We start from the raw sequence: 25,720 nt of genomic DNA on the forward strand, positions 1-25,720 counted from the left end.
TCATGCAACGCATCGCATGTTCCGAGCGTGACGATTGGCAGGCCACAGCGGCCGCGACGGGCTTCGTATTTCATACCGAGGCCGGCGACCGCTATTGGGACGAGCGCGCCTACTACGCCTTCACGCTGGATGAGATCGAGCGTCAGATCGAAGCCCCGACCGCCGAACTCAACGCGATGTGCCGCGAGCTGGTGAGCCGTGCGGTCAAGGATGAGCGCTATCTGCGGCTACTGAAGATTCCGCAGGCCTACTGGACCTTCATCGCCGCAAGCTGGCAACGGAGCGATCCCAGCCTCTACGGCCGCTTCGATTTCCAGTTCGACGGCAAAGGTCCGGCAAAGCTGCTCGAATACAATGCGGACACGCCAACCTCACTGTTCGAGGCCGCGGTGTTTCAATGGACCTGGCTCGAACAGGCGATCGAGCGCCAGATCATCCCGAAGCGGGCCGATCAATACAACTCGCTGCATGAGCGGCTCATCGAGGCCTGGCGCAAGATCGGCGCCGACAAAGCCATTCATCTCGCAGCCGCCATGGACAATGCCGAGGACCGCGGCACAGTGCAGTACCTCGCCGATGTCGCGCAGCAAGGCGGCCTCACACCGGCGCTGATCGACATCAAGGACATCGGTTATGCCGACACCGGGCACTTCGTCGATCTCAAGGACCAGCCGATCGACCTGATGTTCAAGCTTTATCCGTGGGAGTGGATGTTCCGCGAGGCATTCGGCAGCCGTCTGAAAGGCGCATCGACGCGCTGGATCGAGCCACCGTGGAAAGCCATTCTGTCCAACAAGGGCATCCTGCCGCTGCTATGGGCGATGTTTCCGAACCACCCGAACCTGCTGCCGGCTTATTTCGACGATGATGCTGCAGCCACCGAGCTCGGCACATCCTATGTGCGCAAGCCGCTCTATTCGCGCGAAGGCGCCAATGTCACGCTGGTGAGCGGCGGCAGCGCCATCGATGCGCAGCCCGGTCCCTATGGCGAAGAAGGTTTCATTCGGCAGATGCTAATGCCGCTGCCGAACTTTGCGGATCAGTATCCGGTGCTGGGCAGCTGGCTGGTCGATGACGTGCCATGCGGGCTCTCGATCCGCGAGGATGAGAATCCGATCACCGGCAACATGTCACGCTTCATTCCGCACGCGATCCTGTGATGGCACTCAGCGTGCCGGCGAAGCTGCGGCCTTGAGACCCACAGGTGTCATGCTCGGCACGATCGACGGTGCGGCACGCAAAACGTTCGGGCGGTACAGGCCACGCTTGTCGGCATACGGCTTGAACGCATCGGTCAGACCGACAACGGTCTCTGCGGCACCCAGCGCCAGGAAGCCATCAGGCTCCGTGCACTTGGCCAGACGACCGAATATCTGCGTCTTCATCTCCTGATCGAAATAGATCAGCACGTTGCGGCAGAAGATGATGTCGAATTTGCCCATGCTGGAGAAGTCCTGCAGCAGATTGAGCGGCTTGTACTGGATCATCGACCGGATCTCCGGATTGATCTGCCACATCTCGCCGGTCTGCTTGAAGTATTTGACCAGCAGCTGGATCGGCAATCCGCGCTGGACTTCGAACTGGGTGTAGATGCCCGACTTCGACTTCTCGAGCACCTGCTGCGAGATATCCGTGCCGATGATCTCGATCCGCCATCCGGCGAGCTGGGCGCTCATTTCCTTGATGGTCATCGCGATCGAATACGGCTCCTGACCGGTAGACGCAGCCGCACACCAGATTCGCAGGCTCTTGCGGGCCGCACGTGCCTGGATCATCTCCGGCAGCACGACATCGCGCAGATGGTCGAATGGAAGCTTGTCGCGGAAGAAGAAGGTTTCGTTGGTGGTCATCGCCTCGACCACGTCGGACGCTAGCGTCGACGAGCCGTTCTTGATCTTCTGAACCAGCTCATCAAGGCCCGACAGATTGGCCTTGCGTGCGAGCGGCATCAGCCGGCTTTCGACCAGATACTGCTTGTCAGCAGACAGATCGAGACCCGAACGTTCCTTCAGGAACTTGCGCAGGAAATCGTAGTCTGCCGGTATCATGACCGATCTCCCGAGAAAAGACGAACCACTTTCGAACCGATCTGATTGAGCGGCAGGATAGCCGAGCAAATGCCCGCATTGGCGGCAGCGCCGGGCATACCCCACACCACGCTCGATGCTTCGTCCTGCGCGATGACATTGCCGCCAGCCGCGACGATATCCTTGCCGCCGCGCATGCCGTCCGAACCCATGCCTGTCAGCACGACGGCGAGGATGGCGCCGTGCCAGACGTCGATGGCAGACGTGAACAGTGGATCGACAGCAGGCTTGCAGAAATTCACCGGCGGACCGTCATCAAGCGCGATGGCAATGTTGGCACCCTGCTTGACGGCGCGCATATGCTTGCCGCCTGGCGCGAGGTAGATCTGACCGGCCTTGACGAGTTCGCCATCGACACCTTCGCGAGCCGGACGCTTGCTGGCGCGCGCAAGATGTTCGGCGAGAATGGTCGTAAAGGTCGGCGGCATATGCTGCGTGATCAGCACCGGCACCTTGTCGATCACAGCGCCGATTTCGGCAACCAGCGTCATCAGGGCCTGCGGACCGCCAGTGGACGAACCGATCAGCAGCGCGCGTGGCATAGTGGCACTGAAAGGACGCTTCACAAGCTGCGCCTGCGCGGCGATTGATGTGACGGACCGGAATGACGGCGCAGCCTCACGCGCCGCGGGAGATGGCACGATCGACGGCGTCGTCGCCGACTTGAGGCGGCGAACCTTCGCGCCAAGATGACGTATCTTCTGCAACAGGTCGTGCTTGAAGATGTCGGCTGCGGAAATCTCCCGGGTGCTCTCCGGTTTCGGAATGTAGTCGGCGGCGCCGAGTGACATCGCCTTGAAGCTGATCTCCGCGTTGCGGCGGGTCAGCGTCGACGCCATGATGATAATGAGATTCCGCTTCTTCGCCAGCAGCTGCGGCAGCGCCGAAATGCCATCGAGCTCCGGCATTTCGATATCGAGAATCGCAACGTCGGGATTGATGCGCTCGATCTGGTTGACGGCATCGAGACCGGTGCGGAGCGAGGCCGCGACGGCCATGTCCGGCTCGGCCTCGATCCAGCGTGAGATCAGGCCGCGAATGACCACGGAGTCGTCCACCACCATGACTCGCAGTGGCTCATACCGCGAATCGACAACAGGAGGACTTATCACATCAACACTCATGAACTCACCGGACGCAACACAACGCGACAAATGCACTGAAAAAATGCACAAACAAAAAGACAGGCGCCGGAAGTCAAATAAAGAATTCCGGCGTGGATTTTAGATCAGGCCGACTTCCTGAAACTTCGCCGACACGATTTCCTTGTCGAACGGTTTCATGATGTATTCGTTCGCGCCGGCGTGCAGGGCGCGCGCGATGTGAGCCACATCGTTCTCCGTCGTGCAGAACACGACCTTCGGAACGTCGCCGCCAGGCATACGGCGCAGGTTGCGCAGGAACTCGTAACCATCCATCACCGGCATGTTCCAATCGAGCAGAACAGCGTCCGGCAGGTTCTGCTTGCAGATTTCGAGCGCTTTCTCGCCGTCTTCAGCTTCGGTGATCTCGAAATCGAGACCTTCGAGAATCCGACGGGCGACCTTACGGATGACACTGGAGTCATCGACAACCAGACACGTCTTCATGTGAGCCTCATTTCCACCGCGGACAAAATTGTCCAAGTGCTGGTCTTAGGCGGCCAGCTTGTCAGGCGAGATTTCAAGGATGCGATCAACGTCGAGTACGACCATCAGTTGACCATCGAGACGATGGACGCCATCGGCCATCTTGGCCATGCGCGGATCCAGATTGACCGGGTTCACTTCACGGCTCTCATCGGCGAGCTTCAGGACTTCGCCGATCGAGTCGATCAGCAAGCCGTAAGATTCACCGCGGAGATCGACGCCCACAGCCATCGGCGGCTTGCCGTCATCGTTCTTCGGCAGGCCAAGGCGCGAACGCATGTCGATCGCGGTCACAATTCGACCGCGCAGATTGAGCACGCCGGCGACGTCGCTGGAGGACAGCGGCACGCGGGTCAGACGCTCGGGCATGAACACGTCCTGCACGCGCGAGATCGGCATGCCGAACAGCTGTCCACCGATCATGGTGGTCACGTATTCGGTGATCGCGCCGTCAGCGCTCGGAGCCTTGGTAGTGGTGGTGCTGGTCATTGCGATTTCCCTCACGCAGCCTGACGAACTTCAGTGGTTTGTTCTTTGAGCGCCGCAATCAGGCCGGGGCGATCAAACTTGGCGACGTAATCATGGAAACCTGCGAGGCGACCGCGCTCGATGGCCGCCGGGGAGATCATCGCCGACAGGGCGATAATTGGCGTGTGGCTCAGCCTCTGATCCGCCCGGATGGTTTCGGCGAATTCGAAACCGTTCATGTCGGGCATTTCGATGTCGGTGAGGATCACGTCGACCTCCTGACCTGAACGCAGGAAAGTCAAACCTTCCTGCGCGTTGGTGGCGACGCGCACCTTATAGCCCGCAGCCTTGAGCACGGGCGAGAGCATGTTGCGGAAGAACGCGGAGTCATCGACCAACAGCACCGACTGTGCCGTCGCGGAAACACGCATTTCCTTGCGGCTGAACCAATCGGCGAAAGCCATCGGCAGGAAGTGACCGACGTCGATCACTTCGGTCGCGAGACCCTTGATGACAGCCGAGCCGAGGATCCCCTCGCGACCGCTGGCCACTTCGATATGCAGCCGCTCTTCGACGATATCGACGATTTCGTCGACGACGAGACCCATCGAGCGACCGTCGTCTGCGAAAACGAGGATCGGCTGGGTGCCCGACGTACGGACGGTCACGCCTTCCATCTGCACCAGCGGCATCAGCTGATCGCGGTACTGGACCATGTAGCGACCGTTCGACAGCTCGACTTTGTCAACGGTCACTTCTTCGAGACGCGTGACGAGACCGAGCGGCACCGCCTTGGGCTGTGCGGAACCAGCGCGGAACACCAGCAGCGACGTCAGCTGTTCTGCATTCATCGCGCGCATCGCGGCATTCTCGTCGGCGATCTCGTGGGCGTTCGACGCCAGAGCACCAAGCTCCTGCGCGATGCCGTTCGGATCGACGATCATGATCACCGCGCCATCGCCCAGGATGGTGTTGCCGGAGAACATGCCGATGTGACGGAGCTTGGTGGACATCGGCTTGACGACGATTTCTTCGGTGTGGAAGACGCCATCGACGACGATGCCGAAGGTCTGGTTGCCCACCTGGGTCACGACGATGAAGCCGTTCTCCGGATCGGCAGAGCTGCCATCATCGATCTGCAGCAGCTTCTTCAGATGCATCAGCGGCAGCAACTTGTTGCGCAGGCGGAGCACCGGGGTGTCTTTGATGCGCTCGATGCGATGTTCGGAGTTGGCGCGCGCACGCACCAGTTCGACGACCGCGAGCTGCGGGATCGCGAAGCGATCACCACCGGCTTCAACGATCAGCGCCGACACGATGGCCAGCGTGAGCGGGATCTTGATGGTGACACTGGAGCCCTCGCCGGCCACCGACTTGATGTCGATGGTGCCGCCGATCTGATCGATATTGGTGCGTACCACGTCCATGCCGACGCCGCGACCGGAGACGCTGGTGACAGCGGCCGCGGTCGAGAAGCCCGGCGCGAAGATGAACTTGTGAATCTGCGCTTCCGACATCTTCTCGATATCGGCTTCGGTGGCCAGACCGTTCGAGATCGCCTTCGCCTTGATCCGCTCGGTGTTGAGACCGCGGCCGTTGTCGGCGATGCAGATCAGAATGTGGCCGCCTTCATGATAGGCGGACAGACGGATCGTGCCCTGCTCCGGCTTGCCTTCGGCAGCGCGCTCAGCCGGCGTTTCGAGGCCGTGATCCGCCGAGTTGCGCACCATGTGGGTGAGCGGATCCTTGATAAGGTCGAGCACCTGGCGATCGAGTTCGGTATCGGCGCCGTGCATCTCGAGTTCGATCTGCTTGCCGAGTTCGCCGGCCAGATCACGCACGATACGCGGCAGCTTCTGCCAGGCATTGCCGATCGGCTGCATGCGCGTCTTCATGACACCGTCCTGCAGTTCGGCCGTCACGGTGGACAGGCGCTGCAGCGGCACCTTGAATTCGGTGTCTTCATGACGACGGCTGATTTCCAGCAGCTGGTTGCGGGTCAGCACCAGCTCGGAGACCATGGTCATCAGATGTTCGAGCGTGTCGACATTCACGCGGATCGACTGGTTCGCGACCTTGTCAGCTTCTGGCTGGTCGACCTCGACCGCGGTCTTCTTGGCAGCAGGCTTCGGAGCAGCAGCCTTCGGCGCGGCGGGCTTTTCAGCAACCGGAGTCGGTGGCGCGACGGCGGCTGCAGGCGCAGGCGCGGCAGCTGCCGGCGGTGCGACTTCGATGGCGGTTTCCTGGAAGGCGCGCTCAAGCTCTTCGAGCGAGACTTCACCGGGACGCAGCTCACGCTCGAGGGTTGGAACGATCAGCGGGGCCGGCTCCGCAGCGACAGGCGCTTCCGGTGCGATCGGAGGTGCGGACTCAGTCATCGATTCCATGCCTTTTTCGACCATGTGATGCAGTTCGCCGATCAGATCTTCGTCGACGCCTTCAGGCTCCACTTCCGTGGCTTCGAGCTGACTGAGAATTTCCTTGATGCGATCGATCGTGGTCAGGATGAGCGTAACCGCCTCTCCGGTGACCGGCATTCCATCGCGGAATTTGCCCATGAGTGTCTCGGCGGCGTGGGCCAAAGCTTCGAGACGGGGCAGTCCGAGAAATCCGCACGTGCCCTTGATGGTGTGAACGAGACGAAAAATATTATCGAGAATTTTCGCGTTATTCGGGTCCTGTTCGAAGCGGACCAGCTGATTGTCAACCGTATCCAGGCTCTCGTTGGTTTCCGTCAAAAACTCGCGGAGAAGATCATCCATGAAAATAGGCCTTCACACTCCAGGCTCGCGACTTTCGCTACGCCTTTCGAAGTCTGGCTACTTTCCCCGCAAAGCGTTTAATATTAGTTGAGCATTCCCAAAAACAATGAATGCGACATTTAGCTATATGCTCGCACACGCACGAGCCCGCCAAACGGCGGACTCGTAAAGAGTTCATTAAGAGTTGAATGAGTTTGCGATCAGATCGCGGTGACGACGATGGCGTCGCCTTCGGGCACCAAGGTCACCTTGAGGCCGCAAGCCTGCGCCAGCAGCCGCGTGTAGTAGGGCTGCACGGCATGGGCATCGATGCTGCCAACTTGTTCCGAGGCCAGCATATCGACGATGGCCTGCGGCAGGCGCGCGTTGAGGCCTGCAGCGGTGATCTTGAACCCCTGCGGCTCACCTTCGCCGATGCCATCGATCTTGAGCACGCCGCCGCGCGGAATCGTCTGCTGTGCGATTACCAGCATGTTGAGCAACAGCTTGACCTTGTTCTTCGGCAGCAGAAGCCGCGGCAGATTCCATTCGATCTTGGTCTTGGCGTCTTCCAGATGACCGCGCGACATGGTCTGCGCGTCCCCAAGATCGATCTGCGCGCCAGCCGAGCCAGCGGCACCGAAGGCGAGCCGGCAGAACTGCAGGCGGGCCGATGCGGTCTTGGCGCTCTTCCGGATCAGATCGAGCGCGAATTCCTTGTCTTCCGGTTTGGGATTGTCATCGAGCACTTCGAGCCCGTTGACGATGGCGCCCACGGGGCTGATCAGGTCGTGGCAGACCCGCGAGCAGAGCAATGCCGCGAGTTCAAGGGCATCGGGGGCCGGACCTGGCGTGGGAGTGTCGGACATGAAATGCGCTCCTGGGGCCACACAGAATGAACGGCGAATCAAGCATTTGCTTTACGGTTAGATACACCGCAGATGGTGGCGCGACCACAACAAGGCTGGCACAGTCCACCGGTGCAACAGGCGCGTGTAGAAATGAACGGGGATGACATGCAGAGGATGAAGGCTGGTCGATGACGGATGATTCGCGACCTCGCATGGATGCCGCGCGGGCTGCCACCCTGATGGAGCCGCTGACCGAGCTCGCCGCACAGGCCGGCGCTGCCATCCTCAAGGTCAACCGCAATGTCATGACCGTGGATGGCAAGGCGGACGGCTCGCCTGTGACCGAAGCCGATCTCGCGGCCGACCATGTCATCGGCGAAGGACTGGCCCGGCTGTTTCCGGGAATCCCGTCGCTGTCCGAAGAGCGCCTCCATCTCGCCACGCCCCCCTATGCCGGCACACTGTTCCTGATCGACCCGCTCGACGGTACCAAGGAATTCGTCGCCGGCCGTCAGGAGTTCACCGTCAATATTGCATTGATCGTCGATGGCACTCCGCTGCTGGGTATTGTCGGTGCCCCAGCCCTCGGGCTGATCTGGCGCGGGCTGGTGGGGCGCGGCGCCGAACGTGTCGAACTCGCGCCAGACCTGTCCATCCGCAAGATCACACCGATCCAGACCCGCGCGGCGCCTGCTCCGGGCGCGGCATGGACCGCTGCGGTCAGCCGTTCCCATGGCGACCAGCGAACCGAGGCTTTCATCGCCAGCCGCCCCGGTGCTGTCAGACAGGAGTTCGGCTCGGCGCTGAAATTCTGCCGCGTGGCAGAGGGCCAGGCCGACATCTATCCACGGCTGGCGCCGACTTGCGAATGGGATGTGGCCGCCGGCCATGCCGTGGTGGTCGCTGCAGGCGGCAAGGTGACGGACACCTTTGGCAAGGCGGTTCGCTTCGGCGGCGACCGGGAAGACTTCATCGTGCCGGAATTCATCGCCTGGGGTGACCCCAGCGTGAGCACGCGCGGCTGAACCCGCACTATTTCGCGAGGATATCCTGCACGCCCGGCCAGCGCTTGCGCGCGCCGGGCAGATATTTGGTCGGTGCCGCAGCAAAGGCGTCGCGGGTCTCCTCGCGGCCGAACAGGTAAAGGCGTTCGCCCGTAATGAGCCACAAACGCGGATTGCCGGCGAAGGCGACCCCGCGGGCGACATCGACGGGATCATAGCCACCGAATTGCGGACCGTAGATGTCCGGATGCGCGGCGAAGGAGGCGCGGTTGCCCTCATTGCGGAAGCGCCAGACGGTGCCCTCTTCCGACATTTCGAAGTCCGGCTGCCCCAGCGTCGGGCGGCCTTCGGTGAAATAGGCCACTGGATCGAAACCGCTGATTGCGAGACCCGTATATCGGTCAGTGACCACGCGTTCACTGGTCGCAGCCTGCGCGCCCGCCGGGACCAGAGCGGCCGCCAGCAGCAGAATCAAGGCAATTCCACGGCTCCAGCCTGACAATTCCCGCCGTTGTGCCGTCATAGTTGATACCGATAGTATAGGGAGTCGGGGACAATGACTGCAGAGTTAAACCGTGCTTCTCAGCATCCGGTTAAAGCCGCGGTCGCAAATTTGAAATACCAGGGGTTCTTTTCATGACCTTCGCATCACGCCTGGCAGCGGTCGCGCTAGCCACGTTCACGCTCGCCTTCTCGCCGGCCTCTGCGCAGCAATCACCGCGCGGCCAGGCCGCACCGGACACCTACCGGTCCGAAGAACTCATGACGGCCGGGCACCGGTTTTTCGGCAACGTCTCGCGCGGCCTTGCTTCGGTGATCGAAAAGGCCGTCAGCCAGTGGGGGCTGCCGAACGGCTATATTCTGGGCGAGGAAGGCAGCGGCGCAATCGTGGCAGGCCTCCGTTACGGCGAAGGCACGCTCTATACGAAGAATGCCGGCGATCTACGCGTCTACTGGCAGGGCCCTTCGGTCGGCTTCGACTGGGGCGGCGACGGCGCCCGCACCATGACGCTGGTCTATAACCTGCCTGCCACCCAGGCGATCTATCAGCGCTTCGCCGGTATCGACGGTTCCGCCTACATCATCGGCGGCTTCGGCATGACGGCACTGACTGCCAACAACGTCGTGCTGGTGCCGATCCGTTCGGGTCTCGGCCTGCGGCTCGGCGCCAATATCGGCTATCTCAAATATACCCCCAGCGCGACCTGGAACCCGTTCTAAGCCCTCGATCGCGCAGTCCTGCGATCAAGCGCTTCTGAACGGCTGAATAAAGGTTAACGAGGCGTTACGCTGTCTTTGCCGGCGGTGCCATGGCATGCTAACCGCTGCATTTTGAGAGCGTGGGAGCATTCGTCATGGTTGAACCGATCATGTATCTGGCGATCGGTTTTCTGGTCTCGATGCTCTGCGGCCTGATGATCATGCCGCTGGTGCATAACCGCGCCGTCCGCCTCACCACCCGCCGGCTCGAAGCCGCGACGCCGCTGTCGATGGCGGAAATCCAGGCCGACAAGGACCAGTTGCGCGCGGAATTCGCCATGGCGGCACGCCGACTGGAAATGAGCGTCGACCAGCTCAAGAACAAGACCACCAGCCAGCTCGCCGAACTCGGCAAGAAGTCCGACGCCATCAACCGCATGAAGCTTGAGCTCGGCGAAAAGAACGCCACGATCTTCGCGCTGGAAGCCCGTGAAGCCGCCGTGAAGGAAAAACTCGGCCTCACCGAGGCCGACTTCACCAGCAAGACGGAAGCGTTGCGCGCCGCCGAACAGGCCCTGAGCGACAAGCAAAGCGAGCTCGCCAAGCTGAACCACGACCTCTCGGATCGCTCCATGGTGGCCGACACCCGCCAGGTCGAGCTCATCGCCGTGCGCGCGCAGGTCGAGGAATTGAAGGGCCGCGTCGGCGATGCCGAAAAGGATTTCGCCAATACGCAGCACCGGCTGGAGCTGCAGCGCGGCGAGTCCGACACCGCGACGCGCGAACTGACCGAGGCGCGCGCGCGCGTCGAGAATCTCAGCCAGCGCGTGACTGATCTCGATCAGCAGCTCACCATCCAGGTGCGCGAAGCCGAACAGCTCGGCGCCCGCGTCACCGATCTCGAGAGCCAGCTCTCGACCCAGACCAAGATCCTGGCAGAGCGCGATTTCGAGAACAGTCAGTTGCGCCAAGCCAATGAAGCCGCCGAACAGATCGCGCGCGACCTGCGCGTCGAACTCGCCGCCATGAACGGCGCCAAGGGATCCCCTGTTCTCGAGAAGCTGCGCGCCGAGAAGGCCGCGGTGGAGACCGAACTCGCCACCGCCCGCGAAGAGCGCGCGAAGCTGCAGCGCGACCTCAACGGCGTCCATCAGCAGGCCGAGAGCGCATGGGCCACCGAGCGCATGGAAAATGCCCTGCTGCGCGAGCGCATCAACGACATCGCCGCCGAAGTCGCCAAAATGGCGATGACACTGGAAGGGCCGAATTCGCCCATCGAGGCAATTTTGGCTGCCGAACCGACGCCTTCCGCCCAGCCACGCGCGGCCAATGACGCCGGTTTCGCGCCCAACAACACCCTCGCCGACCGGATTCGGGCGCTGCAGTCCCACGCCTCCCGCGCTCCGCAGCCCGGCTAGAGCCGCCCCGGGAACCGGATCGGCCCAACCGGCCGGATGGGAGACTTATTGTGCGGATGTGCGGCAGGGTTCGCTTGACACCCCTGCCCCCTATTCCCTAAATCGCGCCACTGACGTCAGTCCCCGCCGGGCATTACCGCCCGGCCTTTTGGTCTGTACGGCATCCCGGGCGCATAGCTCAGCGGGAGAGCGTTCCCTTCACACGGGAGAGGTCCAAGGTTCGATCCCTTGTGCGCCCACCACCTAACTGCTGATTTTCCTTATCTTTTTTGAATTAGGTATGATCGTTCTCGGCAACTGCCGGCAGAACGATACGCAAACATAACGCATGCAACCGGGGAAAAACTGCGGAGTTTTGTTCCGGGAACGTTCACTGCAGCACCACTAGTCAGGGGCGTGCAGCGACGGCGTCGCGCGCATCGACGAGGTTCAAATCCTGGACTCGCAACCACCGATACCGACATTCGCTGATAGTGGCTGTTTGACGAGTCCACCCTTGGCATTTTTAGCCAGATTCGTGGAAAACTCTCAAATTCAACCGGTTAGTGGCACTGGTTCGATTCCGGCCAGGGGCACCAACTAGGCTGTTCAAGCCCGTTCCAAAGCGTCCGCAACCGTCCGCACAGTGCTCGGAAACCGCCACATCGCCCCGTTTTCTACGCAGGCCTCGCAGGCAGGCTGAGTCAGAATCTTGGTTAAACAAGCTGGGCGTCTCGCCGGATTTGGGCAGCGATCGTCGCGCGGAGCCCAAGCAATGCAGTATTGTCAGCAGCGGCAGCGCGAGCGTTAGCCAGCTCAGCGTCCACCAGAAGCCGCCTTCGCCGATCAGGCTAGCGAGCAGCCCGAACACGGTCGATACCGCGAGGATGATCGGCCAAAGCCACTGCCGCCCGAACGTGCTCATGCGGCGGCCGCCAGCCGCTTTGCGATTGCACCGCTCACAGGCCGCCACCGCTTCGCCCACCACAGATACAATCCGCTGACGAGTACAGCGATCGTCACGATATCCAGCAACGCCCAGATGATCTTGAGCGGCAACCCGCCATAGTCGCCGAAATGCAGCGGCTGCGACATGAACAGCGCCGTCGCATACCACGGCATATCGCGCACGGAGACCACGCGACCGGACGATGCATCGGCGAGCGCGGGCTTCAAAACTCGGTTCGTGATCGGCGTGTTGCCGGTGAGGAAGACCGCCACATGGGACGGTGTCGCGAACGGCGTGCCTGGAAAGGCGACCGTCATGACATTCATCCCCGGCACCGCAGCGCGCACCTCGCTCAGCACGTCGTCGAGCGACGCACGCCTCGCCGCATTCACTGCTGGCTTGGCCTGCGACGCCATCTCGACGAGCTGACTCGCCTGCCAGGCCATTTCGATCGGCGCCGCCAGCGTGTTGATCACGCCGGTGAAGCTGACGACACCGAACCACGCCAGCGTGCCGATGCCGAGCAGGTTATGCAAATCGAGCCATCGCAGCCGGCGACCGCCATGTCTGCGGACAGCGCCGAAGTCGAGCCGCCGCGTGAACGGGCCATAGAGCACGACGCCCGAGACGATGGCGATGCACAGCAGCAGGCCCATGAAGCCGAGAAACAACGTACCCCAGATGCCGGCGAACATGTCGAGATGCAGCCGCAGCATCACATGGAGGAAGCCCTCATTGGGCTGCGGAATCTCGATTTGCCGCCCGGTCCGGGTGTCGAACACCTGATAGTGGAAGTCGGCGGGGTCCGTGGTCATCGCGGGCGCCGTCGGCACTTTCACGATGGGGTGGTCGCGGTCGTAAAACAGATAGGGCACCACCTGCCCCGGCCACGCGGCCAGTGCCCGCGCGACGACATCGTCCATCGAGGCCGTCCCCGGCGCCGTGCTGACGGTTTCGAGCTTGAGGTCTGGGCCGAGCTCATCCTTGAAGATCAGCGGCAGGCCGGCGACGCAGAGCAGCAGCGCGAAGATCGTGCAGACCAGGCTGCTCCAACGATGCAGCCACGACCAGACCCGGATCGTGCGCGGAGTCATTGCACCGCCGCGCCCGAACAGCACCGATTATGATCGTTACGCCTCACCACCGATACCGCATCCCCGCCAGCACTGTGCGGCGATTGGCGTATTGGCAGTAGAAGCCCGACGAGCAGCTCGAATAATATTCCTTATCGAACAGGTTGTTGACGTTCAGCGTCAGCGACATGCCCTTCAGGCTGCGGGTGAGATTACCCAACTCGTATTTTAGCGCGAGGTCCGCAACCGTATAGGCCGGCGTACGCAGGGTGTTGTAGTCGTCGCCGAAGGTAGAGCCGACATGGCGGACGCCGCCGCCAAGCGTCAGGCCTGTCACAGGCCCCGTGCGGAACGTGTAGTTCGCCCACGCCGAGCCGTAGAAATCCGGCACCGCCTGCGGGCGCATGCCGAGCAGGAGTGCGTCGGTGGATTTGGTGACGCGGGTGTCAAGGAAGGTCAACGCGCCAACCAGTTCGAGACTGTCGGTGAAGTTGCCGCGCACCTCGAACTCGGCACCGGTAGAGCGCACCTCGCCCTGCTGGACGAAGAAACCAGCGACGGCGGCAGGCGACTGCACGTTCTGCTGCCGGATGTCGAACACCGCCGCGGTGAGCAGGATCGGCAGGAACGTCGGCTGATATTTGACGCCCGCCTCATACTGCTCGCCGGTGGTCGGCACGAAAGGCGAATTGTTGACATCGACGCCGGCCACCGGCTCGAACGATGTCGAATAGCTCACGTAAGGCGCCACGCCATTGTCGAACAGATAGAGCAGCCCGGCGCGATAGGTCGTCTTGTCGTCGGCCTGGTTCGAACGCGACGACGCGATCCGGTTCTCCGTGCTCTGGTCCGCCCAGTCATGGCGGATGCCAAGGGTCGCACGCCAGCCGCCGAGGCTGATCTGGTCCTGCGCATAAAGGCCGGCCTGCGACAGGTTCTGGCCATTATTGATGAAGGTCGCGAAAGCGCCGACGGGCTGATAATAGATCGGATTGACCACGTCCAGCGCGGTCGCACCGCCGATCTCGTAGCGCCAGTTGCTGCGGGTTTCCTGATAATCCACGCCGGTGATGATCTTGTGCTGCAGGGCGCCGGTAGCGACGTCGAATTGCAGGCGATTGTCGGCCGACAGACCATTTACATTTTCCGTCGAGCGGATGGCCCAGCGCGGCAGCTGACCGGTGGCGGTCAGCGGCGCGTTCATCTGCAGCGACTGGAAGTCGATATCGACGTGCGAATAACGCATGCTGGATTGCAGGCTGACGACGTCCGTCAGTCGCTTCTCAAGCTGATAGCCGACGCCATATTGCTCGCGCCTGAAGCTGTCGAAGCCGGGATCGCCAACATTCAGCTTCGAATTCAGGTAGGGCTGATACTGCGCGGGCGCGAGCGACTTCGCATAGATAGAGTTGAAATAGCCGCCCTTCGGATCGTTCTGATAGTAGCTCTGGATCGTGAAGCGGGTGTCCATGTCCGGCGCCCAAGTCAGCGACGGCGCCACGGCGACGCGCTGCTCATCGACGCCGCCGTAGCGCGTGCCGGACGAACGGCCGATGGCGCTGAGGCTGTAAAGCCAGTGGCCTTCCTTATCCAGCGCGCCCTGGCTGGTGACGCCCGACTGGATGCGACCATAGCTGCCACCTTCGACGCGGAATTCGTTGAAGGGCGTGGCGCTCGGCATCCGGCTGACCTGATTGACGAGGCCGCCCGGGTTGCTCTGCCCGTACAGCATCGCGGAAGGCCCCTTCAGCACGTCGATGCGATCGAGCAGGAACGGATCGATGGCGGCGACGGCAAAGGCCTGGCCGCGTGGCAGCTTCAACCCGTCGAAATAGCTGACATAGCTGGTGGTGAGGCCGAACGAGCCAAATCCGCGCATAAAGATGCTGTCGTAGCGCGAATTGGTGTCGGCATCAGACAGCACGCCGGCGGTGTAGCGCAGCGCGTTACCGACGGTCTGTGCGTTCTGGTCGTCGATCTGGCGACGGGTGATGGTGGAGATCGACTGCGGCGTCTCCAGTACCGGCGTGTCGGTCTTGGTTGCGGTGCCCGAAGTCTTGTCGAGATAGCGGTCCGACGTATTGGTGGGGTTGCTCACGCTACGCGTCGGCCGCTGTGCCGCGGGCGCCGCCCGTCGTGCTGTGGCCAGCGGTGCGACGCGTGGACGCACGGCCGCGCGCCGCGCCGAGCGATTGGGCGGCTGCTGCACCGTCACCGGCGGCAATGCGACAGACGCATCCCGCGGCGCCGGCTGCGCTTCTGCGGGCAAAATACCCAGCGTTGCCGCAGCAAAAGCCGCCCACACGATCGATTGACGATTGCACCCCATCACATTCCCCAGCAGTTCCACATTGACGGGGCAAGCAATAAACGGGACGGGACCGTCCTGTCCATAAAGATTGCCAAATGCGGGCAAATCTGAAATTGGAATTGCTCGAAAGATTTACTTCACCGGAAGCACCAGAGTCAGGAGTGCGCATGCAGGGCGCATCGACCAACAAGGGCGGGCGTCCGCACAAGACCGGCAGCGAAGCCAAGTCGCTCCTCATCATCGAGACCGCGTCGCGGCTCTTCGCGCAGCAGGGATATGCCGCGACCTCGGTCGAGCAGGTGGTGGCCGCCTGCGGGATGGGCAAGGACACGGTGTATCGCCGCTATCCCTCCAAACTGGCACTGTTCGAGGGCGTGGTCGAACATGCGCGCGAACAAACTCAGGCGCATTTCCAGACAACGATGGCGGCGCAGAAGGGCGATGCACTGACGCAGCTGCGCGCCGCGGCCCGCTGGCTGCTGACTGTCAATCTCGATCCAACTCTGATCGCCTTCAAGCGGATCGCCTTCAGCGAGGCCATCGTGGTCGGGCAATCCGTCAACAAGCGGCCTGACGATCCGATCATGGACCGGCTGTTCGCGCTTATCCGCGGCGCGCAGGAGGCGGGCGAGATCGCGCAGGGGGATATCGGCGTGCTGGCAATGCATCTGCTCAACAGCATCGCCGTCGGGCCGATGATCGATGCTATGCTCGGCCAGACGACCTATGCCTCGACGCGCGCCCAGGACGCCTATTTCGAGAAAGCATGGGCGCTGTTTCTGGGCGGTGCCCGCGGCGGCATCGCGCCTCCAGGGAAGCCTGCCTGACGACGTCCGGGGATGACGGACGTGAGCCGCCCTCGCTTTTCATTCGCGCCGCCCGTTTGTGCTACGCCCACTCCCAACGATAATGATGAAAATTGCGGGAGAACGCGGACCATGAAGCTGCTCAATCCCGACGACCTTGTTGCCATCGATATCCACACCCATGCTGAGGAACCCTGTGGGTGTCACGTGGATATTGGGCCGGGCAGGGAGAACCAACATGTAGCAGCTGAGGCCCGTCGAGCTGAAACTAGCCAAAGATCTGTTCGAAATGAGCATCGGCTACGTTCTCGCCTTTACGAACGCCACCCGACGACTTCTTTCGCAGGGGAATGGGCGTCAACATCTTTGATGATGCCTACGCCACCTCAGGCGGGAGCAAAGGCGAACTGCTCGGGACATTTCTGGCGATTGCGGAGCGGAGGACGTCATCGCCATGCTCGAGACGCTCGATCGCGGCAACCTGCACGACCGCGCCATGCTGCTGACCGGCTTGGCCGGCGGGCTGCGGCGTTCCGAAGTGGTCGGCCTTGATGTCGGTCCAGAGCAGATAGAGGACGGCAGCGGCTGGGTCGAGATCCTCGACAAGGACATAGTTGATTGTACTTCACGGCTTACGCCGTCCCGTCAAGTTCGGCCGCGATCCTACCACGGCGGCCTGATCGACGAGTCCGCGCCTAAGGCAAGGCGCATAACGAGCTTCTGATGTTTGCACGCGGGGCATCTTGCGGCGGTAGGTCTACCGAATTCTTACGTTCGTCCGCCCCCTCTCCGCTCACTGGGAGAGATCTTCTCAAAGCGGAACATGTCCCAGGTCTCGGTCTGCTGGTCTCGGGTGATCGCGACGATGTGGAAGCCGCACTTGTTCACGTAGAAGGCAACGTTCCTGAGCGCGAAGGTAGGGCTCTGAAGCTCCCACACGCGAACGTCCTGATAGATCTGCTCGATTTTGCGCCAAATCCGTTGACCAAAGCCCTTGCCGTGATAAGCCGCGCTTAGCCCGAAGAGTTCAACCACTCCCCTTCTCTCGGCGCGATCGAACCGAATGAAAATCCCGCCGATGATGTCTTGACCCACCAAGATCTTGAATACGACGCCGTTGTCTCCGAAGAAGTCGCGTTGGCGGACAGGGTGCTGCCCGTCTCTTCCCGGCATCGCCTGGCCGCCATGGGATGCTTCAAACGTGTTTTGTAGTGCAACCTCCACGATGCGTTCAACAGTCGATAACTCGCTGATGTCGATCTCGCGCAGGATCAGGTCACCCATGTCGAATTGCTGCACGTCGCACGCTCCTTGATTGTGTTCCGCGTGATTGATGCGATTCATGTCATGCATCTTCGGAGGAAAAACAGAATGAGACTATTCTTCTGCAATTTGATCTCTATCTCGACGATGAATTCATCCGTTTCTACTCCCTCGCCAGCGCCGCCACCGGGTCAAGATGTGACGCATTGCGAGCCGGCCAAAAGCCAAAGACGACACCAATCAGACTTGAACAAAGGAACGCGGCGACGATCGAGGCTGTTGAATATACAACGCTGAAACTGGTGCTGAACATGCTGAGTGCGGCACCGAAGCCGAGCGCTATTGCGATGCCTAGAACACCGCCGATGAGACAGACCAGCATCGCCTCGATCAGGAACTGCTGGAGAATATCACCCTGGCGCGCGCCAACAGCCATGCGCACACCGATCTCGGAAACGCGTTCGGAAACCGAGACCAACATGATGTTCATCACGCCGATGCCGCCGACGATCAGCGAGATCACCGCGATCGCTGCGATCAGAAGCGTCATGGTCTGCGTGGTGCTGGTGATGGTCTTACGAATATCGTCGGTATTGAGGATGAAGAAATCCTTTCTGCCGTGCCGCTGCATCAGAAAGCGGGTCACATCCTGCTCGGCAAGCGTCGTCGCCACGTCGTCATTGATGCGCACGGTAATGCTGCGTAAGGAATGGCTTCCGACAAAGCGCGCTTGCACGGTCGTGTAGGGAAGATAGAGCGATGGATTCTGGTTCGAGCCGAAGCCGCCTTGGCGCGCCTGCACGACCCCGATAATGCGAAGCGGAACCTTTCCCGCCAGGATCACCTGTCCGACAGGACTGGTTCCGTCGGCGAACAGCGCGGTCCTGGTGTTCGCATCGATCACCACCTCCTGTGCCACTTTGCGCACGCTGGTGGCATCGAAGAAGCGGCCTTCGGAGAGTTTCATGCCGGCCGCGGAGAAATACCGGTCGCCGACTCCGTTGGTGAGCGCGCTCGCCTCCTTGGCGCCGAAGCGGATGGTGCTGGAAGTCGAGACGGTTGGCGTCACCGCCGCAATATAAGGCTGCTTCGCCAGTTCGGTCGCATCGGACACGACCAGCGTGGTAATCTTGCTGGACCGGGTGTCGCCAAAATCCTTGCCTGCAAAAATCTCCAGCGTATTAGTGCCGAGGCCGGAGATGTCCGCCAATACCCGCTGTTGCGAGCCTTGGCCGAGCGCAACGACGCTGACAACCGACGCGATGCCGATGATGATACCTAGCATGGTGAGAAAGGTACGCAGCTTGTGCGCCTGCATCGCCAGTAGGGCCATGCGAAAGGCTTCGCGGAAGCGGTCGAGCCAGGCCGCAAGCGACGACCTGCCGGATTGAGCAGGTTCTCTGCCATCGGATACGGCGGGCCGCGTGGAGGCCCTGTCATTCGTGCTATCGGATACGATCTCGCCATCGCTGATTTCGATGATGCGGCTGGCACGGCTTGCAACGGACATGTCATGCGTGACGATGACGACGGTCCGCCCCTCCGCGTGCAGTTCGTCGAGGATGCGCAGCACGTCCTCGCCACTATACTTGTCGAGCGCGCCGGTAGGCTCGTCGGCAAGGATGACATTGGCGTTATTCATCAGGGCGCGGGCAATGGAGACGCGCTGCTGCTGACCTCCGGACAATTGGCCGGGCCGGTGGTGCGTGCGGTCGGCCATACCGAGGCGGCTCAGCAAGGCGGCGGCCCGCGCGCCGCGTTCATTTCGATTGCGGTTGGCGTAAATCGCCGGCATCTCGACATTACCGAGAGCAGTCAGTTCATTGAGCAGATGATAGCGCTGGAAGATGAACCCGAAGTGCTCTCGTCTCAGCGCCGCCAGTTCGTCAGCGTTGAGGGATGCAGTTTCCCGCCCGGAGAAACGGTAGCTTCCCGATGTCGGTTGGTCGAGACAGCCGAGGATATTCATCAGCGTCGATTTGCCGGAACCCGATGCGCCGACGATCGCCACCATCTCGCCGGCTTCGATGGCGAGATTGATATCCTTCAGACCGGCTATGGTTGCGTCGCCCGAGGGATATTCGCGCCTGATGCCGGAGAGAGCGATGAGCGGCTGCACCATGACGCTAGAATCCCATCGGCGGGGGACCGCCCGGGCTTCGCGAATTCATCGTTGACGTCTGTGTCAAGGCCTCTCCGGTGACGACCCGCTCGCCTTCCTCTAGGCCGGCCTTAACTTCCGCCGTGACCTTGTTGTTGAGGCCTACCTTGATCTTTCGCTCGGACGTTGTACCATCTGTAGCCACGATGCGCACTGTGTAGCGGCCGGCAGCCTCTGCTGTGCCCAGCGCGGCGGCTGGAATCGTCAGGGCATTCTTCGCATTTCCGAGAACGATCTGGACCTCGGCCGTCATATAAGTTTGCAGCCGACCGTCTTCGTTAGGCACGTTAAAGGTCCCGTTGTAGTAGATAGCGCTCGACGAAGAGGAACTGGTGCACTGCGGGCTACGATCTGCTCCCGCGCGGCCTTGATACCGGCGATGAATGGCGCAGGCGACGAATCGGCGAAACTCGTCAGAGCCGGTGCCGCTTCGTGCGCGAAACGCTGTGCAGCAAACTTGGAATGCCGGATGGTGATTTGCTCGAAGTTCTCGACACCCCAGAGATTGCGATTCATGCAGACGGCGCGGAGATAGAACGATGCGATGCCCAGCGTCTTAGACCCGACTTCACTGTTCCAGCAATAGAAGCCCCGGAAATACAAGTCTGGCGATCCATCCGGTAAGTGTCCCGCCTCGATGGGATGGGTGTCATCCACCAGGAACAGGAACACGTCGCGGTCACTGGCGTAGAGCGTCGTCGCTTCGTTAGTGATGTCCACAAATGGGTTATGCGTCATCGTATTCCAGTCGAGCACGCCCGGCACCTTCCACCGTGTATCTCCGGTCCCATTGCCCGCGATCTTCATGACGGCGGCGACCAACTCGTGATCCCAGATGCGGCCATAATCTGGGCCCGTGACGGCACGAAGCTCGACACGACCGTCGTCGGCTTCCAATGTTTTCACCAGTTCGGCGCGATGCGACAGCAAGCCATGTTGCAGATTGATCGCGGCCAGCGGTGCAGGAAGCTGCCGCATATAGGATGACGGTGCACCGACGAGTGTACAGAGCTGCCCAAAGCTCCAATGCGTCGGCGCAACCGGCTCGTCTCGCCCCGGCACGATCAATGCTAGCCGCTCGGCATTGTCGCGGCTCGCCTCCACCCTGACGGCGCGGCTTTCCACGGTGCGGGCCTGTGCGAACTCGGCACGGCGGCGCACCGCGTCATGAAGATCGGTGAGGCTGAGAAAGCGCTCATCATCGGGACGGGAAAACCACTCCGACGACACACGGCCAATCCGCTGGCCGCGCGATACATCCACGCGAAAGCGGTCGGAAACAGGCTGCTCGTTCTGGGTCAGGGTTATCATGGTCATCGCTCATTCTCCTTTAGGTCTGGGTTGAAGCGCAGCGCTGCGCTGCAACCCTGCCCGTCGGCGAGACCGGGGTAGCAAGGGCAAGGGCGGCCGGAGTGGAGGGGGATCGCCCGCCCACAGGGGCGCGCGACGCGCGCGTCTGCACGCGCCTGGCGCTCATCATGTCGTCATGAAAATGCTGCGATGGCGCGGAAGACCGGGGAAACCACTCCGGCCGGCGCCGGAACGGTGCTTTACCCTTGCGCGCGCGAGGGCGGAGCCCTTAGCCATCATCCAACGACAAGAAAGCCGAAGGTCTCGGCCCTTCCTTCTGCGCGACGGTGGCCTAAGCGCAAAAAAAGCCCCGCCTCCGAAGAGGCGGGGCGCGTCGATCCGGTTGGATCAGTCGCCGTTGCGGCGGGACCAGATTAGCGTGAAGCTGTCATCGGCCTCCCCCTTCACCAGCGAGGCGTAAATCGGTGCCGGAAAGCTCGGATCGTCGAGCTTGACCGAGAGATATTCGCGATCGGTCTCCCGTGCGGTCTTCTTCCAGGCAGCGCCGAACTCGGTGGCGCCTGTCAGGATGCGATAGTCGGGCGCCTTGTCGTTTTCCTTTTCGGTCGCGACGAATGTCGCCTTGACGTTGAGCGTCAGTGTTTTGACCGAGCCGGTGAAGCCGTTATTCGACGCAGTGAAGGTTCCGATGGTAGCCATGGTGGTCTCCGTTCTGTTGTCGGGCCGCGACCATCGCAGCCTCGATGGCGGTCCTTGGCCCGGGGAGCGATCGGCCCGCAGCCGTCAGGCCCGCAGCACAGCGGAGGACGGCGGCAGACGGCTTTTTTGCCTCGCGAGGAATGCCGCCACTTCGCGGCAGGGGAAAAAAGCAGACGTAGCCGTTGCGGGAAAGCGATCGAGGCGCAGCCGGCCCTCGGGCTTGATCCGTCCATTCGAGGTTGCGTGTGACGCGCCCATAAACGGACTGATGGAGACAACCATGAGCGCTGCCATCGCCGCCGCACAAGGACATGGCATCACCAATCGCACAAAGACGCGCCCCCGCGCATCAAGGACAGCGAAGGCGTGACCCGGCGAACGATGGCGCGTGATTTCGCAGCGCTGCGGGCCGGTTTGGTGTGCCCTCAACCCGAGACCCTTGGAGTCCCGCTTGCAATTTCGATGTCAGGAACGAGCGATACACCCGTCACGATCTACGCCTCGTTGGTGAAAGGCGAGGCCGTCGATCAACGACAGCCAATATCGCAGTCGCGTCTAGGCATAATCAGCGGCGGCGTGCCGTCCTTCGGGCGGGTTCACTGGCGCCGGTATGGAACAGCAGGCAGCTGCGGTTTCGTTTGGCACCGTCCCAGCTAATGAACTCTCGGCTGAGATCGACGCAGCTGGTAAGCAGCCGTTTGGCGCTGGATACCTCGCTTGCTTCCTCACGAGTGAGTGGGTCTCATGGTTTTCGTCAAATGCTCAATGTCACGGACCACTTCTTGAGCGCGCCTTGAGAAAGGCAGTGCAGCGCTAGTCAAGAGCGGGCCGATTGCTCTCGGCCTCGCGCTACAGTTTGGGAGAGATCTCAGCAGAAAGCAGTGAACTTTCTGTCTTTTGCTGCCCGCTTCAGGCTTTAACGAGAGGGCAGCCGCCCTGGTCTTCCGGCCGGAATGCATCGGCCGCTGGGATCGTGCTCACAAGCTTAAAGTAATCCCACGGCCCCTTTGATTCCGCCGGGGTTTTGACCTGCATGACATACATATCGTGAATGACACGACCGTCCTTGCGAATCGCGCCGCGGCCGAAAAGCGGATCGTCCGTCGGCATGTCCTTCATGGCAGCAACGACGGCATCGGCATTCGACGAGTCAGTCTTTCTGACGGCTTTCAGATAGTGGATCAGCGACGAATAGACCCCGGCCTGCACATCGGTCGGCCGGCGGCCATCCTTGGCCATGAAACGATCCGAGAAGGCGCGCGTTCCTGCGTTCATGTCCCAATAGAACGGCTGAGTCAGGTACAGACCTTGCGCCGTTTTGAGTCCGAGCGAATGCACATCGGTCAATTGCAGCAGGAGAGCAACGAGCTTCTGCTTGCCGGCGGTGATGTTGAACTCCGAGGCCTGCTTGATGCTGTTGATGGTGTCGCCGACCGCATTGGCCAGCGCAATGACTTCGGAATTGCTTGCCTGTGCCTGCAGCAGGAACGACGAGAAATCCGACGTGTTGATGGGATGCCGCACAGCGCCAACCACCGTTCCGCCGCTGGCCTTTACGAGCTCCGACGCATCCCGCTCCAATGCGTGACCGAAAGCATAGTCCGCCGTCAGAAAAAACCAGCGCTTGTTGCCTGCTTCCGTGACTGCTTTCGCGGTGCCTCGGGCCAGCGACCAGGTGTCATACGTCCAGTGAATGGTATGCGGCGAGCATTTCGCTCCCGTCAGTTCGGTCGAACCCGGACCCGAACCGATGAACAAGGCATTGGAGTTGCGCGTGACCTCGCTGACGGCCAGCGCGACCGACGACACGGGAACGTCGAAGATGGCGTTGACACCTTCATTCTCGATCCACCGCCGCGCGATGCTGGCTCCGATATCCGGCTTGTTCTGATGATCGGCAAAGACGACCTCTATGGTCCAGCCGGGAAGCTGGGACGCGAATTCCTCGGCAGCGAGCTGAGCGGCCGTGACGGAGCCCTTGCCGTTCGCATCGGAGGCGAAGCCGGACATATCCGTCAGCACGCCGACCTTCACCCGCTTGCCACCAGCCTGGGCGAGAACCGAAGACGGCAACGTCATGGCGCCTGCCGCATAAAGAGAACCGATTGCAAACGTCCGTCGTGTGATGTTGGTCATAACGCGTTTCCCCTGTTTTTCAGTATGCGATGGGCAGTTTCCCTGCCTTGGTAGAACGTCAGATCAAGCTCAAGCAGATGGACTTGCTTCACTCGAGAAGCGCCGCCGTAACTCGTGCTTGATGATTTTCTGGGACGCTGTCCGAGGAAGCTCGTCGACGAACACGACCTTGCGCGGCTTCTTGTATTTTGCGAGCCCAGCCACACAATGATCGATGACGTCCTGCTCACTCAGGCAGTGGCCTTGCGCCAGTACGACGACCGCACATACCACTTCGGTGAATCGGGCATCGGGAATGCCAACAACCGCAGCTTCGACGATCTTGGGATGCTTGAGGAGGAGGTTCTCGATCTCACTCGGATTGATATTCTCGCCGCCGCTGCGGATCATGTCCTTCTTGCGACCGACAATGCGCAACGCCCCGTTCTCGATTGATCCGAGATCGCCTGTCCTGCACCACCCATGGACAAATGTCGTTGCGGTCGCTTCCGGCTTGCGCCAGTAGCCCAGCGCATTCGCAGGTGAACTAGTCCAGATTTCTCCAGCCTGCCCGGCCGGCACCGGCACGCCGTCATCGTCGCGGATCGACAGCTCGGCGAACGGGAAAGCACGGCCAACGGTGCTCGGCGCGTCGTAGCCTTGTCCCGGCCCGCTACAGGCGACAATCGGCGTCCCCTCCGTGAGACCGTAGACCTGCACGATATCCATCCAGCCGAAGCGTTCGCGCATTTGCTCGATCGCGGAAGGCAGCAGCGGATCGCCACCGCTGAAGACGCGCCGGATGCGACTGAGATCGATGTTGTCGATCTCAGTCGCCTGCAACATCTGGTAGATCATGGACGGAAACAACAGAATGTCGGTGACCTGCTGCCTGCTGGCAATCTGCAACGTCTGCCGAATGTCGAAATTCCGGCTCCGCAACACGACAACACGCCCACCAACTGCCAGTGTCGGCAGGGCGTAATTCTCCAGGGCACCGATGTGATACATCGGCCCGGTGACCATCGTCACCGTGCGGGGCGTCAAGCCCCACTCCATGACCTGCATGGCCGTCCACCAGGTCGTGGTCCCGTGGGACCACAGCGCTCCCTTCGGACGCCCCGTCGTCCCGGACGTATACATGAGCATGGCAGGTGTTTCGGGACACGGAAGCGGAAGCGGAAGTTCGCGATCCATACCGGATTCAAGATAGGACCAGGGCATCGCCCAGTCCGGGCTCGGCACTTCGTCACCAAACGCTATAAAGTTGCGGACCGGCAGAGCTGCGCAGCAATGCGCGATCCGATGCAGGATGTCCGTATTCGCGAGCAAAACTGTCGCACCGGAATCGTCGATGGCGTATTCCAACTCTTCCGCCGCGAGGCGAAAATTCAAACGAACTGCAATGGCGCCGATGCGCGTGATCGCGAAGTAAGCGATCCAGTATTCCGTGCAGTTGTAGAGCAGAATTCCAACCCGGTCGCCCGGTTGGACGTCAAGCTCATGCAGGGCATTGGCATAGCGATTGGCACGCTTTGCCAGATTCTCATAGCTCAGAAAATCTCCGTCATCGAAGGCGATGGCCGCATTTTGCGGCGAGAACCTCGCAGCGTCTCCAAAGCACTGACGGATGAAAAAAGAGATGTCCATAACAGC

21 protein-coding genes, 1 tRNA gene and 2 pseudogenes are annotated in these 25,720 nt (G+C 61.3%); 7 read left to right on the plus strand and 17 right to left on the minus strand.

Translation table 11 applies throughout. The annotated features are described in order from the left end of the window. Positions 1–2: 2 nt before the first annotated feature. Positions 3–1,160: a glutathionylspermidine synthase family protein gene (locus A4A58_RS24615; RefSeq protein ID WP_068737122.1), complete on the plus strand. Its 1,158-nt coding sequence runs from the start codon at positions 3–5 to the stop codon at positions 1,158–1,160. Between the two features lie 6 nt (positions 1,161–1,166). On the opposite strand, the gene A4A58_RS24620 is transcribed toward A4A58_RS24615, so the two are convergent. From A4A58_RS24620 to chpT, 6 genes are all read right to left on the minus strand, one after another. Then, positions 1,167–2,048, minus strand: a complete 882-nt coding sequence (locus A4A58_RS24620) for a CheR family methyltransferase (RefSeq protein ID WP_068737124.1) — start codon at positions 2,046–2,048, stop codon at positions 1,167–1,169. Then, on the minus strand, positions 2,045–3,211 hold the full coding sequence (locus A4A58_RS24625) for a protein-glutamate methylesterase/protein-glutamine glutaminase (protein ID WP_068737126.1): 1,167 nt from the start codon (positions 3,209–3,211) through the stop codon (positions 2,045–2,047). Before A4A58_RS24625 ends, A4A58_RS24620 begins: the two co-directional genes overlap by 4 nt. A gap of 99 nt (positions 3,212–3,310) precedes the next feature. Next, entirely contained in the window at positions 3,311–3,676 is a 366-nt protein-coding gene (locus A4A58_RS24630) for a response regulator (protein WP_068737128.1), read from the minus strand. A 45-nt stretch (positions 3,677–3,721) separates the two neighbouring features. After that, complete coding sequence (locus A4A58_RS24635; protein ID WP_068737130.1) at positions 3,722–4,204, minus strand: chemotaxis protein CheW; 483 nt, start codon at positions 4,202–4,204, stop codon at positions 3,722–3,724. An 11-nt stretch (positions 4,205–4,215) separates the two neighbouring features. Then, entirely contained in the window at positions 4,216–6,945 is a 2,730-nt protein-coding gene (locus tag A4A58_RS24640) for a hybrid sensor histidine kinase/response regulator (RefSeq protein ID WP_068737132.1), read from the minus strand. 200 nt (positions 6,946–7,145) lie between these two features. Beyond that, the gene (gene chpT / locus A4A58_RS24645; RefSeq protein ID WP_068737134.1) at positions 7,146–7,793 is read right to left on the minus strand and encodes a histidine phosphotransferase ChpT; all 648 of its coding nucleotides are present in this window, start codon (positions 7,791–7,793) and stop codon (positions 7,146–7,148) included. A 194-nt stretch (positions 7,794–7,987) separates the two neighbouring features. On the opposite strand from chpT, the gene cysQ reads away from it, so the two are divergent. After that, on the plus strand, positions 7,988–8,800 hold the full coding sequence (cysQ, locus tag A4A58_RS24650) for a 3'(2'),5'-bisphosphate nucleotidase CysQ (protein WP_244499862.1): 813 nt from the start codon (positions 7,988–7,990) through the stop codon (positions 8,798–8,800). A 7-nt stretch (positions 8,801–8,807) separates the two neighbouring features. Here cysQ and A4A58_RS24655 read toward each other — a convergent pair whose 3' ends face one another. Then, positions 8,808–9,302, minus strand: a complete 495-nt coding sequence (locus A4A58_RS24655; protein WP_068737138.1) for a YHS domain-containing (seleno)protein — start codon at positions 9,300–9,302, stop codon at positions 8,808–8,810. A 113-nt stretch (positions 9,303–9,415) separates the two neighbouring features. Here A4A58_RS24655 and A4A58_RS24660 point away from each other — a divergent pair, with 113 nt between their 5' ends. From A4A58_RS24660 to A4A58_RS24670, 3 genes are all read left to right on the plus strand, one after another. Then, complete coding sequence (locus tag A4A58_RS24660) at positions 9,416–10,000, plus strand: DUF1134 domain-containing protein (protein WP_068737140.1); 585 nt, start codon at positions 9,416–9,418, stop codon at positions 9,998–10,000. A 134-nt stretch (positions 10,001–10,134) separates the two neighbouring features. Beyond that, positions 10,135–11,397, plus strand: a complete 1,263-nt coding sequence (locus tag A4A58_RS24665; protein ID WP_068737142.1) for a hypothetical protein — start codon at positions 10,135–10,137, stop codon at positions 11,395–11,397. A 167-nt stretch (positions 11,398–11,564) separates the two neighbouring features. Next, a tRNA-Val gene (locus A4A58_RS24670) sits at positions 11,565–11,639 on the plus strand. 263 nt (positions 11,640–11,902) lie between these two features. Here the strand turns inward: A4A58_RS24670 and A4A58_RS29855 are convergent. From A4A58_RS29855 to A4A58_RS24680, 3 genes are read right to left on the minus strand one after another with little or no spacing between them, the layout of a single operon-like run. Beyond that, the gene (locus tag A4A58_RS29855) at positions 11,903–12,301 is read right to left on the minus strand and encodes a hypothetical protein (protein WP_081422048.1); all 399 of its coding nucleotides are present in this window, start codon (positions 12,299–12,301) and stop codon (positions 11,903–11,905) included. Next, entirely contained in the window at positions 12,298–13,419 is a 1,122-nt protein-coding gene (locus tag A4A58_RS24675; protein WP_068737471.1) for a PepSY-associated TM helix domain-containing protein, read from the minus strand. Before A4A58_RS24675 ends, A4A58_RS29855 begins: the two co-directional genes overlap by 4 nt. A gap of 43 nt (positions 13,420–13,462) precedes the next feature. Beyond that, positions 13,463–15,727, minus strand: a complete 2,265-nt coding sequence (locus A4A58_RS24680; RefSeq protein ID WP_068737473.1) for a TonB-dependent siderophore receptor — start codon at positions 15,725–15,727, stop codon at positions 13,463–13,465. Between the two features lie 149 nt (positions 15,728–15,876). On the opposite strand from A4A58_RS24680, the gene A4A58_RS24685 reads away from it, so the two are divergent. Both A4A58_RS24685 and A4A58_RS29860 read left to right on the plus strand, forming a co-directional pair. Next, a complete protein-coding gene (locus A4A58_RS24685; RefSeq protein ID WP_068737144.1) occupies positions 15,877–16,536 on the plus strand; it encodes a TetR/AcrR family transcriptional regulator in 660 nt (219 codons plus the stop codon). Between the two features lie 418 nt (positions 16,537–16,954). Then, positions 16,955–17,167, plus strand: a pseudogene (locus tag A4A58_RS29860) (integrase); the annotation flags it as partial. Between the two features lie 116 nt (positions 17,168–17,283). On the opposite strand, the gene A4A58_RS24695 reads toward A4A58_RS29860, so the two are convergent. The 7 genes and pseudogenes from A4A58_RS24695 to A4A58_RS24725 all read right to left on the minus strand — a co-directional run bounded on the left by A4A58_RS24695 (position 17,284) and on the right by A4A58_RS24725 (position 25,714). Next, positions 17,284–17,859 carry a GNAT family N-acetyltransferase gene (locus tag A4A58_RS24695; RefSeq protein WP_158005740.1) on the minus strand — a complete coding sequence of 192 codons (576 nt, stop codon included), beginning with the start codon at positions 17,857–17,859 and terminating at the stop codon, positions 17,284–17,286. Positions 17,860–17,941: 82 nt separating this feature from the next. Next, the gene (locus A4A58_RS24700) at positions 17,942–19,900 is read right to left on the minus strand and encodes a MacB family efflux pump subunit (protein WP_068737150.1); all 1,959 of its coding nucleotides are present in this window, start codon (positions 19,898–19,900) and stop codon (positions 17,942–17,944) included. 4 nt (positions 19,901–19,904) lie between these two features. Beyond that, positions 19,905–20,192 carry a hypothetical protein gene (locus A4A58_RS24705; protein ID WP_068737152.1) on the minus strand — a complete coding sequence of 96 codons (288 nt, stop codon included), beginning with the start codon at positions 20,190–20,192 and terminating at the stop codon, positions 19,905–19,907. A gap of 86 nt (positions 20,193–20,278) precedes the next feature. Next, a pseudogene (locus tag A4A58_RS24710) lies at positions 20,279–21,250 on the minus strand (DUF932 domain-containing protein); the annotation flags it as partial. A gap of 387 nt (positions 21,251–21,637) precedes the next feature. After that, positions 21,638–21,949 (minus strand): DUF736 domain-containing protein, encoded by a 312-nt coding sequence (locus A4A58_RS24715; protein WP_068737154.1) that lies wholly within the window; start codon positions 21,947–21,949, stop codon positions 21,638–21,640. Between the two features lie 909 nt (positions 21,950–22,858). Beyond that, on the minus strand, positions 22,859–24,028 hold the full coding sequence (locus tag A4A58_RS24720) for an ABC transporter substrate-binding protein (RefSeq protein ID WP_068737475.1): 1,170 nt from the start codon (positions 24,026–24,028) through the stop codon (positions 22,859–22,861). Positions 24,029–24,154: 126 nt separating this feature from the next. Further along, positions 24,155–25,714: a class I adenylate-forming enzyme family protein gene (locus tag A4A58_RS24725; RefSeq protein WP_068737156.1), complete on the minus strand. Its 1,560-nt coding sequence runs from the start codon at positions 25,712–25,714 to the stop codon at positions 24,155–24,157. Positions 25,715–25,720: the final 6 nt, after the last annotated feature.

The organism is Tardiphaga robiniae (assembly GCF_001618955.1).
GTDB lineage: Bacteria > Pseudomonadota > Alphaproteobacteria > Rhizobiales > Xanthobacteraceae > Tardiphaga > Tardiphaga robiniae_A.

Bases quoted from the DNA above. Each gene is read 5' to 3' on its own strand.
- A4A58_RS24635 (WP_068737130.1), bottom strand. From the start codon at position 4,204: ATGACCAGCACCACCACTACCAAGGCTCCGAGCGCTGACGGCGCGATC.
- A4A58_RS24675 (WP_068737471.1), bottom strand. From the start codon at position 13,419: ATGACTCCGCGCACGATCCGGGTCTGGTCGTGGCTGCATCGTTGGAGC.
- A4A58_RS24620 (WP_068737124.1), bottom strand. From the start codon at position 2,048: ATGATACCGGCAGACTACGATTTCCTGCGCAAGTTCCTGAAGGAACGT.
- A4A58_RS24715 (WP_068737154.1), bottom strand. From the start codon at position 21,949: ATGGCTACCATCGGAACCTTCACTGCGTCGAATAACGGCTTCACCGGC.
- A4A58_RS24615 (WP_068737122.1), top strand. From the start codon at position 3: ATGCAACGCATCGCATGTTCCGAGCGTGACGATTGGCAGGCCACAGCG.
- A4A58_RS24695 (WP_158005740.1), bottom strand. From the start codon at position 17,859: ATGAATCGCATCAATCACGCGGAACACAATCAAGGAGCGTGCGACGTG.
- A4A58_RS24720 (WP_068737475.1), bottom strand. From the start codon at position 24,028: ATGACGTTGCCGTCTTCGGTTCTCGCCCAGGCTGGTGGCAAGCGGGTG.
- A4A58_RS24625 (WP_068737126.1), bottom strand. From the start codon at position 3,211: ATGAGTGTTGATGTGATAAGTCCTCCTGTTGTCGATTCGCGGTATGAG.
- A4A58_RS24680 (WP_068737473.1), bottom strand. From the start codon at position 15,727: ATGGGGTGCAATCGTCAATCGATCGTGTGGGCGGCTTTTGCTGCGGCA.
- A4A58_RS24665 (WP_068737142.1), top strand. From the start codon at position 10,135: ATGGTTGAACCGATCATGTATCTGGCGATCGGTTTTCTGGTCTCGATG.
- chpT (WP_068737134.1), bottom strand. From the start codon at position 7,793: ATGTCCGACACTCCCACGCCAGGTCCGGCCCCCGATGCCCTTGAACTC.
- A4A58_RS24705 (WP_068737152.1), bottom strand. From the start codon at position 20,192: ATGACGGCCGAGGTCCAGATCGTTCTCGGAAATGCGAAGAATGCCCTG.
- A4A58_RS24655 (WP_068737138.1), bottom strand. From the start codon at position 9,302: ATGACGGCACAACGGCGGGAATTGTCAGGCTGGAGCCGTGGAATTGCC.
- A4A58_RS24630 (WP_068737128.1), bottom strand. From the start codon at position 3,676: ATGAAGACGTGTCTGGTTGTCGATGACTCCAGTGTCATCCGTAAGGTC.
- A4A58_RS24725 (WP_068737156.1), bottom strand. From the start codon at position 25,714: ATGGACATCTCTTTTTTCATCCGTCAGTGCTTTGGAGACGCTGCGAGG.
- A4A58_RS24685 (WP_068737144.1), top strand. From the start codon at position 15,877: ATGCAGGGCGCATCGACCAACAAGGGCGGGCGTCCGCACAAGACCGGC.
- A4A58_RS29855 (WP_081422048.1), bottom strand. From the start codon at position 12,301: ATGAGCACGTTCGGGCGGCAGTGGCTTTGGCCGATCATCCTCGCGGTA.
- A4A58_RS24700 (WP_068737150.1), bottom strand. From the start codon at position 19,900: ATGGTGCAGCCGCTCATCGCTCTCTCCGGCATCAGGCGCGAATATCCC.
- A4A58_RS24660 (WP_068737140.1), top strand. From the start codon at position 9,416: ATGACCTTCGCATCACGCCTGGCAGCGGTCGCGCTAGCCACGTTCACG.
- cysQ (WP_244499862.1), top strand. From the start codon at position 7,988: ATGGATGCCGCGCGGGCTGCCACCCTGATGGAGCCGCTGACCGAGCTC.
- A4A58_RS24640 (WP_068737132.1), bottom strand. From the start codon at position 6,945: ATGGATGATCTTCTCCGCGAGTTTTTGACGGAAACCAACGAGAGCCTG.